Below are 11,767 nucleotides of genomic sequence, written 5' to 3' on the forward strand. Positions count from 1 at the left end.
TTCATTGGAATGGCAGTATTGCCCCGCCACTCCTACGCCCATGCGTAAGCCCCTCACTCCCCTGCAGGCGTTTGCCGAGGATGCGCGCCATGCCGCCGAACGCGCGTCGGACCTTGGGGACGCGCTTATTCCCTGGCTATCGGTCGCCCAATCGGCCGACCAGCTGAGTGCGTCGTCTGGCGTGCGACGCACCGTCGCCCTCGATGCCGCGCGTGCGCTGCTAGTCGCGTTCGCGAACGAACGGCCGACCATGCGTCACGACGTGCAGCCCGCTCCATCAGATCAATTGGAGCGGGTCGCGGAGCAATTCCGCGCGGCGGCCGAAGCCATGGAGCGCGCGGGCTGCTTCGAACTCGCCTATACCACGGTATCGGCGATCTGTCGGCTCACCGCGCGCGCCGACTACGTGAGCGCCGCACTGGCCACGGTCCATCTGGGGCGCATCGCGCGACAGATGAATGACCTGTCAACCGCAGAAGACTGTTACGTCACCATGCTGAATACCAGCATGCGCGAGCGTGATGGCCCCCTCGCGGCGCGAGGGCACATTGGACTCGCACTCCTGCATGACACGCGCGGCAATATGCCAGCAGCTGAGGCAGAGTACCTCAAGGCGCTGGAATTGGCCGTGCCGTCAGGTATGGCGTTCGCATCCGCCTGCCAGGGCCTCATGACGATTTCGCTTGACGGCGGACGAGTGGCCGACGCCCTCATCTACGGCTGGCAACTGTATGACGCGACCGAACACGACCTCGACGCGCGCACCGCCGCGCTCGCTGATCTTTCGGTCGTGGCGCTTCGTGCTGGCTTCTTTCAGGCCGCGATGTCCGGGTTCGAGCACGCGCTCACGCTGTCGCAGGTTGCACGCGTCCATATGGTCACTTTGAGTGGCGCCGTACGGGCGGCCGCGCGACTTGGCGACCTTGAACGAGTGCGCCAGTTCGACCAGGAGCTCCTCCGCGACATCGCACGAGCGAACCTCCCTCACGTTGCCGCGATGGTGTTGTTGTACTCCGCCGAGTCGTGGGCCGTTGTCGGCCAACGCGGGACGGCCAACGCCCGGCTTCAAGAGAGCCGGGGCTTGGCCAATCGCTTTGGTTTTCACGAGTACGAGTTCAAAGCCGACACGCTTGCCGCCGGGTGGGCGCGCGCCGAGCAGCACAACGCCCCGGTGGCGAACGTGGTGCTGGATCCGGTCCTCACGTTTGACCGTCAGGACCCGCACATTGGCGTCGGTATTCATCGACTGGAAGCGCTGTCGGTCTGACAATGCCACAGATCGACTCAACCCCAGGGACGGTTGTCAAAGTGCGTCGAGTCGGCCGGCGGCGGCGGCGGTGGCGGATCGTCGTTACCAGTAATGGAACCACAGGCCGCAACGGCGGGCGCAATGGCGAGCAAGGCAACAAGCAGCAGGCGACGGGACTCGATCATGTGTCACTCCAGTTGAAGGGGTGACCATTGATTGCACCTGGTTGGCACACGTACCGCGTCACAGTGGGCAACTACCGGTCACCATGGGCAACGAGTTTTTGGCGACCTCTACCGTGGGCCCAGTGTGCTTCCTGAATTAGGAATCGCCTGGGTGCCGGCGTCCTCGTCGACAGTTGTGCGGCTGCGCGCCATTGCGCCGCCGCGCAGTACGGTCATGCCGTTTCACAATGAGATGGAGTTGCTGGAGGCGCTCTCCCGCGGCGGGATTGCTCTCACAGTCGTTGAGGCCGGCGGGACCACCCACGATCTGGCAGTGCGTGCGCTGCGACGCGTCCACGAAGCCTTTCCGCAGCATCCGCTCATTGCGTGGTGTGACTTCGACAAGATCGAATCTCACCAGTTGCTGGATGTCGCCCGCGCCGGTGTCCAGGACATCATTCGCCGCGAATTTGATGAACTGCGGTACGCCTTCGCGCGGATTATCGCCTCGGCCACTCAGCGCGCCGTCAGTTTCCAGATTGCCGCCGCGCTACAGGACACCGTGCCCAAGTCGCTTTGCCCGGTTTTCGAGTACGCCTTGGAGCACGCCGACGAACGACTCGAGCGCGAGGCAATTGCCGCCGTGTTCGGGGTCTCGCGCCGAACACTGCATGACCGCTTGATTGCCCACGGCTTTCCCCCGACACGCGGATTTCTTACCTGGTGCCGATTGCTCGTAGCCAGCGCCCTGCTGGACCAGCCCGGCCATACCCTGGACTCCGTAGCGGGTCAGCTGGACTACCCAGACGGCGGCGTACTCGGGAACTCCCTTCGTCGCTACGCTGGGGCAGGCATCAACCGATTGCGCCACGGCGGCGCCCTTGAGGCGACCGTCGCCGCATTCCGCGAATCTGTCGCTGCCGCCAGCGCCAATCTGCACCGGGATTCCTTGCCCGCCCCATCCTCAGCCGATTAGCTTGCGCAGGCTGAACCGTACGACATCGCCTTCTATAGGACTGTCGTACCCACAGCCTCAGTAGGCAGACGCCACCCGCGGTCTGCCGTTGCGCGTGTAGCTCAGTTGGATAGAGCGTCTGCCTCCGGAGCAGAAGGTCGCAGGTTCGAGTCCTGCCATGCGCGTTGAACCTGCCGCTCCACCCCTGACCCAGCCTCGTGCACGTCGCCGAGCTTAAGCGGAAATCCGTTCCGGAACTGCTGGCCCTGGCCTTGTCGCTGCAGGTGACCAGCACGTCGGGGCTGCGGAAGCAGGATCTGATCTTTCGTATCGAGCAGGCCCTGCTCGATGCCGAAGAGACGCTGTACGGCGAAGGCGTCCTGGAAGTGCTCCCGGAAGGCTACGGCTTTCTCAGGTCCCAGGACTTCAATTACCTGCACGGCCCGGACGACATTTACGTCTCGCCCTCCCAGGTGAAGCGGTTCGATCTCCGCACCGGTGATACGGTGATGGGAGAGGTCCGCCCACCCAAGGAATGGGAACGGTATCTCGCACTCCTCAAGGTGGAGCGCATCAACGGTGGTGACCCCGACCAGTCGAAATTGCGAAGCGCCTTCGACAACCTGACGCCGAAATACCCCGACGAGCGCATCCGACTCGAACGGGCCAATGGCGAGATCGCCACCCGCGTCTGCGATCTCATCGCGCCACTCGGCAAGGGCCAACGCGCCCTCATTGTCGCGCCGCCCAAGGCCGGCAAGACCATCCTCATGCAGCAGCTCGCCAACGCGATCATCGAGAATCATCCCGAGATCACGCTGATCGTGCTGCTCATTGACGAGCGCCCCGAAGAAGTGACCGACATGCAGGCCAGTTGCCCGCAGGCCGAGGTCATTTGCTCCACGTTTGACGAATCGGCCGAACGGCATGTGCAAGTGGCCGACATGGTCATCGAAAAGGCCAAGCGTTTGGTGGAAACGGGCAAGGATGTGGTGATTTTGCTGGACTCCATCACCCGCCTTGCGCGAGCCCACAATGCCGTCGCCCCGCAGGGCGGTCGCATCATGTCGGGGGGCATGGAAGTGAGCGCCATGCAGAAACCCAAGGCGTTCTTTGGCGCGGCCCGCAAACTGGCCGAGGGTGGCTCACTCACCATTGTGGCCACGGCGCTCATTGAAACCAACTCGCGCATGGACGAGCTGATTTTCGAAGAGTTCAAGGGCACCGGCAACATGGAGCTGGTGCTTGATCGCAAGCTGGCCGATCGTCGCATCTTCCCCGCCATCGACATCCAGAAGTCGGGCACGCGACGGGAAGAACTGTTGCTCACGCCGTTCGAACAGCAGCGCGTGTATCTCATGCGCGCGTTCCTCGCCGACATGCCGTCGGATGAGGCGCTTGTATTCCTGCTCAAGCGCATGGAGCGCGCGAAGAACAACAAGGAGTTCTTCGAGCAGATGGCCGAGGCGTGACGCCCACATCGGGGCTGCCGGTGGGCAGACTGCTGGCGGTTGACTGGGGCGACAAACGCATCGGCCTGGCCGTCAGCGATGAGCTGGGATTTCTCGCCTCGCCGGCCGGCGTGATTGTGCGACGTTTGGGCAAACGGCCGCCGCTGGCCGAACTCATGAAACGCGCCGATGAACTGGGCGCGCAGGGGCTATGTGTTTGGGCTGCCCATCGACCCTTCGGGCGCCGAAACAGACCGGTCGCGCGAAGTGCGCGAGGTCACCGCCAAACTGGCCGCTCGCCAGCCGCTTCCTATTCGGTTGGTGGACGAACGCTTCACCACGTCATCGGCGCTGCGCAGCATCCGCGAGCAGGGCGGTTCCACACGCGGACGCAAGGACGATGTGGACGCGCTGGCCGCGGCCGTGTTGCTGGACGGTGTGCTGCGGGCGCTCAAGCAGGGCGTGGTGCTGGGTGAGGCTGTGCAGCCGGCGGAACCCGTCGCATGATGGCGCGATCGCGTCGTCGTTCACGTTCACGGATGTGGATGCTGCTGGCGTTCGTGGTCATTGTGACCACGCTCTTCTGGCTCACGCGGGAAATTGGCGGCAGCGCGCGCAGTGAATCGCTGGTGCGCGTGCGCGTGCCCAAGGGCAGCACGGTGCGGGCCGTTGCCGATTCACTCACCAATGCCGGTGTGATTGGTTCACCGCGCCTGTTTCGCTGGTTTGCGTCCAGTACCGGTCGCTCGCGGGCCATCAAGCCGGGCGCGTACCAATTCTCCAAACAGTCCAGCTATTCGTATGTGCTGGACGCGCTGGTGAACGGCCGCAGTCTCATGCACACCGTGGCCATTCCCGAAGGCTTCGACGTGCGCGATATCTCGCCGCTGGTGGCCAAGGCGCTGTCCGTTTCGGAAGACTCCGTGCGCGCGGTTGCGGCCGATACTGCCTGGCGCCGACGCCTCGACGTGCCGGCGCCCACCCTCGAGGGGTACTTCTTTCCGGCCACCTATACCTTTGCCGACGGCACCACCGCGCGCGACGCGATGGGCGAAATGCTCGAGCGCTTTGAAGCCGCCTGGAAACCCGAGTGGAATGCCCGGCTGCAGGCCATGGCCATTTCCCGACACGACGCCATAACCATGGCATCCATCGTGGAGAAGGAAGCGCGCAAGCCGGAAGAGCGCGCCATTATTTCCGCCGTGTACTGGAACCGCGTGAAAAAACGCATGCTGCTGCAGGCCGATCCCACCGTGCAATATGCGCTGCCCACGCATGTGGAACGCGTGTTGTTCAAGGATCTCGAAATCGAATCGAAGTACAACACGTACAAGTACGCCGGGTTGCCGCCGGGCTTTATTGCGTCACCCGGCGAAGCATCCATTGTGGCTGCGCTCAATCCGGCCAACGTGCCGTATCTGTATTTCGTGGCACATCCGGACGGGCATCACGAGTTTCGCACCACGTTTGCCGAACACACGCGGGCCATTGCCGACATCAAGCGGCAGCGCAAGCTGATGCAGGCCGCACAACCGAAACCGAAGTCGCCCTCATGAAAGTGCTGGATGGCGTGGCGACGATTTCGCCGCGTGGCACCAAGCGCATCAAGGGCGGCCATCCGTGGATTTTCCGCAGCGATGTGGTCGATCGGCCCAAAGCGCCGGCCGGTATCATTCGCTTGGAGTCGGCGCGCGAAGAGCCGTTGGGGTGGGCGCTGTGGAGCCCCGCGTCGGAAATTTCCCTCCGACTGATTGAGTCGCATCCGGCACGCACGCCCGACGCCGCGTGGTGGCATGCACGACTGGCGGCAACCATTGCGCGTCGCGCATCGTTGGCCGGGCACGCCAACGCGTATCGGTTGGTACATGGTGAAGGCGACGGGCTGCCATCGCTGGTGGTAGACCGGTACGCGGACATTCTGGTGGTGCAGCTGCTTTCGGCGGGACTCGACGCCTGGACCACCGAGATTGTCGATGCGCTGGTGCACATCACCGGCTGTACCGGCATTCTCGCGCGCAATGATCCCGGCGCACGCGGCCGGGAAGGACTGCCGCGCGAAGTGCGCCTGCTGTACGGCGAGGTGCCGCGCACGGTGGAAGTGCTGGAGCACGGCGTGCGCTACCTGGCCGCACCGTGGGACGGCCAGAAAACCGGCGCGTTCCTTGATCAGCGAGAAAATCGCGTGCTGATTGGCGCGCACACGCGTGGCGAGGCGCTGGACTGCTTCGCCTATCACGGATCGTTTGCGCTGCACATGGCGGCGCGCGCCACGCGCGTGACGGCCTTGGATGTGTCGGCACCAGCACTGGCCCGCGTGTCCGAGCACGCGGCACTCAATGGATTTGACAACATCGTGGCGCACGAAGGCGACGCGTTTGATGTGCTGCGCGACTTTCATCGTGAAGGTCGCCGGTTTGACACCATTGTGGTGGACCCGCCGGCGTTTGCGAAAACGAAAGCGTCGCTGCCGGGTGCCTTGCGTGGTTACAAGGACATCAACCTGCAAGCCATGCAACTGCTGGCGCCGGGCGGGATGCTGTTCTCAGCCAGTTGCAGCTTTCACCTGGGGAAAGCTGCGTTCCTGGAGATGCTTCAGGACGCCGCGGCTGACAGCGGACGACAAATTGTGTTGCGCGGACTCACGGCGCAGCCGCTGGATCATCCGGAGTTGCTGACGGTACCGGAAACGGGGTACCTGAAAGGGGCGTTACTGCAGGCGCAGGGGTAGTACTGCTACTGCGGGTGGGGTACATCAACTGCGGGTGGGGTACATCTACTGCGGGTGGGGTACATCTACTGCAGTGGCAGTGCCCCACCGGCAGTGGCAGTACCTCACCGCAGCAGTGGCAATACCACCCGCAGTTGTAGTACCCCACCCGCAGTTGTAGTACCCTCACCCGCAGTTGTAGTACCTCACCCGCCGTAGCTTTTCCGCAGCACCGCAAACGTGGTGCCTTGCACATGCCGGAGAGGCAGTGCCTTCGCGAGGTGATTGAGCGCGCGAAACACACCAGGCGCATGACGCGGACCGGCGTAGTCGTGCCAGAGCACCAATCCGCCGGGTTTCACCATGCGCAGCGCCTTGGCCGAGTCGGACAGCACGTACGATTCGGCGTGGGAGCCGTCCACGAACACCAGGTCGGCCCAGTCGACATATGGGGTTTCGTCAAACGTCTTGCTGTCGCCGTACAACTGCACGATGCGTGAGGCCTGCGGAGTTTCGCTGTACAGGAACTCGGTAAAGTTCGACTCGGTAAGCGCAAAACGCACATCGGCGGGGTCGTCGCCGTCGGCCACAGTGTAGTCGTCGCGCTGTGTGGGCGCGAGCGTGAGCGTGACAATGCGCGCGTCGGCGGGTGCATTGCGGCTCCACAGGTACGCCGTCTTGCCGGTACAGGTGCCGATTTCGAAACAGTGATGCGCCTGCTTGGCCAGCACCGCCAATATCCACGCTTCGCCGTCGCTGGTGCCGCCCGGTACGCTCACCGGTCCGCGTCCCACAAAGTGCACTTCCGTGGCCAGCGTCGGTCCGTGTTGTCCCGGGGCAAACACCGGGTCCAGTTCGTGCAACGCAATGGACGGAAGCGGCCACGGCCGGAAGGCGCCCACGTGCAGCGCATCGGCGCGTTGTGTCTTTCGCTTGAAGCGTTCGCGGACATATGCCGCGAACGCCAGCGCGGCGACGATCCAGGCGACTAGTGCCACGGTTGGAATTCCATCAGGTTCTCGCGCGCGGGCAGATTGGCTTGTGGTGTGTGACGCTGGTAAGGTATGCGCCAAACCGTACGATGGAACCAACAGCGAGGCTCGCGGCGGGCTATTTTCCTTGCCATGTCTTCTCTGCCACTCGCCCGGCATATCGGAATTGAGGCCACGCGCCTGCTGCGCGAGCGCCGGGGAATTGGCCGGTACGTGCGGAACATGTTGCGCTGGATTCCGGTGCACCGACCCGACGTGCGTTTCACCCTCTTTGTGAAGCGGGAAGCGGACATTGCCCCCCTGCACGCGCAGTTGGCGGATTTCGATGCCTCGCTGCCCGACCGCACCAGCATCGAGCCCGTGTCGGCGTTGCGCCGCACCTCGGCTGATGTGGTGTGGTACGCCTGGAACTGGCTCAATCCGCCCACGCGCGACACGGCCATGGTGGCCACCATCTGCGATGTCGCGCAGATGTTGCAGTTCGATCACCGCTGGTGGAAAGTGCTCAAACGGCGCAAGGCTCGGCGACGGCTGAGCAGCACGATCCGACAGGCCGACCTGATCATCACCATTTCGGAGTTCACCGCGCAGGAAATCCAGCAGCGCCTGCACGCCAACTCGGCCCGGATTCGCGTGACGCTGCTGGCCACCGACGACATGACCGCCTCGGCGATTGGCGAATCGGAAGCGCTGCCGCGTTTGGGCGTTGAAGGGCCGTTTTTTCTGACCGTGGGCGCGCACGATGCGCGCAAGAATCTCGTCACGCTGTATCGCGCCATGGAACTGCTGCAGGCGCGCGGCGAGCGCGTACCATTGGTGCAGTGTGGTCCCAGCGACGACCATGAACCGTATCCGTTCATCAAGTACGCCGGGTACGTGAGTGACGCGGAGCTGGCCACGTTGTACCGCAAGGCCACCGCCCTTGTGTTTCCGTCGCGCTACGAAGGCTTTGGACTGCCCGTGGCTGAGGCAATGGCGGCGGGTGGACGCGTAGTGTGCGCTGACGCGAGCTCATTGCCCGAGGTGGTAGGATCGGCCGGACTGTTGTTTCCCTGGAACGATGCAGAGGCACTCGCGGCGCAGCTCACCCGCTTGCTGCACGACGAAGCACTACGCGATCGACTCACGCATGACGGTCTGGCACAGTCGGCGAAGTTTCGTTGGACGGACACGGCGCAGCAAACGCTTGCAGTGTTCGATGAGGCGGTGTCCCTGCATCGTCAACGCTGACAGCCGCCGCAGTAGTAGGTGCTACGCCCTGACTGCGTGATGCGTCGAATCATGCGGGCACATCGCATACACGACTTGCCTTCGCGATCGTACACACGCCATTCACTACGCGCGTCGTCACGTTCCACCTCGTCGCGCGCGTGGTAGCGCTCGGGTGTGGCGGCATGCAGCACCTCGCGAATGGCATCGCGCAGCGCCTCAACCCGCGGGCGCGATAGCGATGCCGCAGCGCGGGTGGGATGAATGCGGGCCACCCACAGCGCTTCGGCTGCATAGATGTTGCCGATGCCGGCCACCACTTTCTGATCCAGCAGCACCGGTTTGATCGGCGCACTTCGCGTGGCGAGCGCCGCCGCGAAAACCTCCACGCTGAATGTCTCCTCAAGCGGTTCCGGGCCGAGCTCGGGCAGACGGAGCTTGCCGGGGGCATGCAGGCGCAGCACGGCCAGCGCGCGACCGTCGGTAAGCGAAATGCGTGTGCCGTCGCTACAGGCAATACGCACCCGCTCGTGCGCGGGGGCGGGGTCGCCCTCATGGCCAAACACCCAGTCACCGGTCATGCGGAAGTGCACCTCCAGGACCTGCCCGTCGTCCAGGGTCACCAACTGCATCTTGGCACGCCTGTTAACCTCCTCGATTCGGCGCCCCCTGAGGCTCCGGCAGGCGGTCGGTGTCAGCGAACGGGCCAGCGAAGGGTGCAGTGCCACTACGGAGGTGATCGTGCGTCCCTGAGCCGCCTGTCGAAGCCGGCGGGCCGCGTCCTCGACTTCGGGAAGTTCGGGCATATCTGGCAAATTCAGGGTGAGGCGAGGCTACAAAACTGATGTCGGAAGTGTGAGGTACGAACTGTCATCCAGTCTGCAACTTCAAAACAGACAGTGGATTACCGTCGGACTCGTCACATTTGACTCTTGCGTATTGGCGTCGAACACCTACTTTATCCACAATCTTCCACATCGGGGTATGTCCTTCACGTCCCAACGGTCCCTCAAGCACGAGTACGAGCTGTACGTCGAGCGCGAAATCGAGGACTACAAGGACTCGGTGACGCGAAGCGCGTTGCTGAAGATTGGCGATGAGGCGGTGTCGACCCTCATGAATCAGGCGCAGATCACCCTGACAGAGATCGTCGTCTGGCAGGAGGTCGATCGGATCATCTCGCGTCGGCTCCGCCTGCCGACCTATGCCACGTGGAAGCGGCGTCGGCTCAAGGTGCTGGAGCAGTATAGCAAGCCGGAACATTGGGGGATTCACCCCGATGCCGCGCTGGTGCGGGCCCTGATCGACTCGTCCGACCGCAATGTGTTGGTGGCCGGGGCGGAGCGCGAAGGTCCTGCCCTGTTTTTGGCGGCTCGTGGCTGCGCGGTGACCGCCGTGGAACCAGGGTCGGATGCGGTGGAGCGTGTGGTGAGGGCAGCCGAGGCCGCTGGGCTTGGTCAGCGTGTGCGCAGCTATTGCGCCGAGTTGGGCGCCTGGGCTCCTGACGTTGAACTGCACGCGGTGGTGTGTTCGCCCTCGGCGTTTGCCGGCCTCTCGTCGCAGGATCGGGCCCGCGTGATCGAGGTGCTGCAGAGCGCCACCGTCGACGGCGGGGTGCATCTGGTCGAAACCATCGCGGCCGGCACGGACGCCGATACTCTGGAAGCGCTGACCTCAAGCTACCGTGGCTGGTCAATCTCGATCGACCGCGGCGCGGGTCGGCCGGAGACGTTCCTGGCGCGTAAGCAGGCGGCCGTCGCCTAGGCGATGCGGCACTTCGTCGTGTCGATACGACACGACATCACGAATCGCCAGCGTGTCCTTACGACACCGCGCCCGGTTGGTTGATCCGTTAGCTCATATAAACCTTTGAATTGCAGCAGCTTACGGATTTTGTCCGCATGGCATCTATCATGCAATGTGTCACAGACATGCGAACCAAGAGCATTCAGCAACAGCAGCAGGAACCCATCGGTATTGTGATAGCCGACGGCGGTCGGGCCGACACACCCACCCGGTTTTCGGCGTTCGTGTGGGGCCCTGTTCCCGAAGACAGCGACCTGCGGGACGAAGTCCGGGAGCTGCTCGCCGCCTCGTAGGGATAGCGCGGGTTCTGAAAACGTGAAAGGCGCCGGCAGACATGCCGGCGCCTTCGCGTTTACGAAACTGCGTGACTGCTCTGACGAGCAGCTTACATCGCGGCCGGAGCGGGCGCGGCGGCCTTCTTGGCGCGCTTCGCAGGCTTGCGGGCCTTCTTGGTCGCTTTCTTCTTGGTCGCTTTCTTGGTCGCTTTCTTCTTGGTGGCCTTCTTGGTGGCCTTACGAGCGCCCTTCTTTGCGGCCTTACGCGCGCCCTTCTTCGCTACCTTGCGCGCTCCCTTCTTGGTGGCCTTCTTCGTGGCCTTACGCGCGCCCTTCTTCGTGGCCTTACGCGCGCCCTTCTTTGCAGCCTTGCGGCCACCCTTCTTCGCCGACTTCTTCGCGGCCTTCTTGGCAGGAGCCATGTTACAACTCTCCTCTAGGGAGGTTCAGTCGCTTCCTTTCCCCCGGTGGAAAAGGCGAGCTCACGCAGCGTGACCGTGCCTTCGCACGTCGTCGCTACGCGCTACACGGCCTCCAGGAGGCGCGTGCAGGGGTGGACTCGCCCGTAGGCAGGGCGAGCAACAGGTGGGAGGATCCACGGTGCAGTGGGGGCACGGTGGCCGATGCGAGGCACCCGCTCGACGCGATGAACGCGGAGCGATCGTGGGGCGCGCCGCCAACGGGGCGCAGCGCCTGGGTCGTCTGGGCGACGACAGAACTCACCGTCGCGAATGGCGACGATGACGACGCCGCGGCCGGGGAACCCGTGCCGTCGGCGAAACGAGGCATCGCCGAGGCGATACCGAACTTCCGGTGGAACTCGTGTCGTATTATCGCCACGCGATTCCAGTGAGGACTGCGTCCCCCGCTACCCCGGGATTCGTAAACGGCCTGAACCCGCGGAACGAGGATGTGGACATCATACGCAAGTCGTTGATATGACGCGAATATACGCGTGG

Annotated in this window: 14 protein-coding genes, 1 tRNA gene and 1 pseudogene; 12 read left to right on the plus strand and 4 right to left on the minus strand. The window is 63.7% G+C overall.

The window, feature by feature from the left end; all coding sequences use genetic code 11:
* The first annotated feature begins 40 nt into the window (after positions 1 to 40).
* The gene (locus IPP90_00655; protein ID MBL0169223.1) at positions 41 to 1,267 is read left to right on the plus strand and encodes a hypothetical protein; all 1,227 of its coding nucleotides are present in this window, start codon (positions 41 to 43) and stop codon (positions 1,265 to 1,267) included.
* 17 nt (positions 1,268 to 1,284) lie between these two features.
* Here the strand turns inward: IPP90_00655 and IPP90_00660 are convergent, their stop codons facing one another.
* Entirely contained in the window at positions 1,285 to 1,434 is a 150-nt protein-coding gene (locus IPP90_00660; protein ID MBL0169224.1) for a hypothetical protein, read from the minus strand.
* 124 nt (positions 1,435 to 1,558) lie between these two features.
* Here IPP90_00660 and IPP90_00665 point away from each other — a divergent pair, with 124 nt between their 5' ends.
* From IPP90_00665 to IPP90_00695, 7 genes and pseudogenes are all read left to right on the plus strand, one after another.
* Entirely contained in the window at positions 1,559 to 2,389 is an 831-nt protein-coding gene (locus tag IPP90_00665; GenBank protein MBL0169225.1) for a helix-turn-helix transcriptional regulator, read from the plus strand.
* Positions 2,390 to 2,479: 90 nt separating this feature from the next.
* Positions 2,480 to 2,553, plus strand: a tRNA-Arg gene (locus tag IPP90_00670).
* A 33-nt stretch (positions 2,554 to 2,586) separates the two neighbouring features.
* Positions 2,587 to 3,840: a transcription termination factor Rho gene (gene rho / locus IPP90_00675; GenBank protein MBL0169226.1), complete on the plus strand. Its 1,254-nt coding sequence runs from the start codon at positions 2,587 to 2,589 to the stop codon at positions 3,838 to 3,840.
* Positions 3,771 to 4,037, plus strand: a pseudogene (locus IPP90_00680) (RuvX/YqgF family protein). The gene rho and the pseudogene IPP90_00680 overlap by 70 nt, the downstream one beginning before the upstream one ends.
* The gene (ruvX, locus tag IPP90_00685; protein MBL0169227.1) at positions 4,009 to 4,326 is read left to right on the plus strand and encodes a Holliday junction resolvase RuvX; all 318 of its coding nucleotides are present in this window, start codon (positions 4,009 to 4,011) and stop codon (positions 4,324 to 4,326) included. The pseudogene IPP90_00680 and the gene ruvX overlap by 29 nt, the downstream one beginning before the upstream one ends.
* The gene (gene mltG / locus IPP90_00690; protein MBL0169228.1) at positions 4,323 to 5,375 is read left to right on the plus strand and encodes an endolytic transglycosylase MltG; all 1,053 of its coding nucleotides are present in this window, start codon (positions 4,323 to 4,325) and stop codon (positions 5,373 to 5,375) included. Before ruvX ends, mltG begins: the two co-directional genes overlap by 4 nt.
* 5 nt (positions 5,376 to 5,380) lie before the next feature.
* Positions 5,381 to 6,547 carry a class I SAM-dependent rRNA methyltransferase gene (locus IPP90_00695; protein ID MBL0169229.1) on the plus strand — a complete coding sequence of 389 codons (1,167 nt, stop codon included), beginning with the start codon at positions 5,381 to 5,383 and terminating at the stop codon, positions 6,545 to 6,547.
* A 185-nt stretch (positions 6,548 to 6,732) separates the two neighbouring features.
* Here the strand turns inward: IPP90_00695 and IPP90_00700 are convergent, their stop codons facing one another.
* On the minus strand, positions 6,733 to 7,524 hold the full coding sequence (locus tag IPP90_00700) for a class I SAM-dependent methyltransferase (protein MBL0169230.1): 792 nt from the start codon (positions 7,522 to 7,524) through the stop codon (positions 6,733 to 6,735).
* Positions 7,525 to 7,650: 126 nt separating this feature from the next.
* Here IPP90_00700 and IPP90_00705 point away from each other — a divergent pair, with 126 nt between their 5' ends.
* Positions 7,651 to 8,748, plus strand: a complete 1,098-nt coding sequence (locus tag IPP90_00705; protein ID MBL0169231.1) for a glycosyltransferase family 4 protein — start codon at positions 7,651 to 7,653, stop codon at positions 8,746 to 8,748.
* On the opposite strand, the gene mutM is transcribed toward IPP90_00705, so the two are convergent.
* The gene (gene mutM, locus IPP90_00710; protein ID MBL0169232.1) at positions 8,739 to 9,533 is read right to left on the minus strand and encodes a bifunctional DNA-formamidopyrimidine glycosylase/DNA-(apurinic or apyrimidinic site) lyase; all 795 of its coding nucleotides are present in this window, start codon (positions 9,531 to 9,533) and stop codon (positions 8,739 to 8,741) included. The two genes, IPP90_00705 and mutM, sit on opposite strands and share 10 nt — an antisense overlap.
* 178 nt (positions 9,534 to 9,711) lie before the next feature.
* Between mutM and IPP90_00715 the strand changes: the two genes are divergently transcribed.
* On the plus strand, positions 9,712 to 10,491 hold the full coding sequence (locus tag IPP90_00715) for a hypothetical protein (GenBank protein ID MBL0169233.1): 780 nt from the start codon (positions 9,712 to 9,714) through the stop codon (positions 10,489 to 10,491).
* 137 nt (positions 10,492 to 10,628) lie between these two features.
* On the plus strand, positions 10,629 to 10,826 hold the full coding sequence (locus tag IPP90_00720) for a hypothetical protein (GenBank protein ID MBL0169234.1): 198 nt from the start codon (positions 10,629 to 10,631) through the stop codon (positions 10,824 to 10,826).
* A 92-nt stretch (positions 10,827 to 10,918) separates the two neighbouring features.
* Here the strand turns inward: IPP90_00720 and IPP90_00725 are convergent, their stop codons facing one another.
* Entirely contained in the window at positions 10,919 to 11,230 is a 312-nt protein-coding gene (locus IPP90_00725; protein MBL0169235.1) for a hypothetical protein, read from the minus strand.
* 224 nt (positions 11,231 to 11,454) lie between these two features.
* On the opposite strand from IPP90_00725, the gene IPP90_00730 reads away from it, so the two are divergent.
* Positions 11,455 to 11,661 carry a hypothetical protein gene (locus IPP90_00730; protein MBL0169236.1) on the plus strand — a complete coding sequence of 69 codons (207 nt, stop codon included), beginning with the start codon at positions 11,455 to 11,457 and terminating at the stop codon, positions 11,659 to 11,661.
* Positions 11,662 to 11,767: the final 106 nt, after the last annotated feature.

It is taken from the genome of Gemmatimonadaceae bacterium (genome assembly GCA_016720905.1).
GTDB lineage: Bacteria > Gemmatimonadota > Gemmatimonadetes > Gemmatimonadales > Gemmatimonadaceae > Gemmatimonas.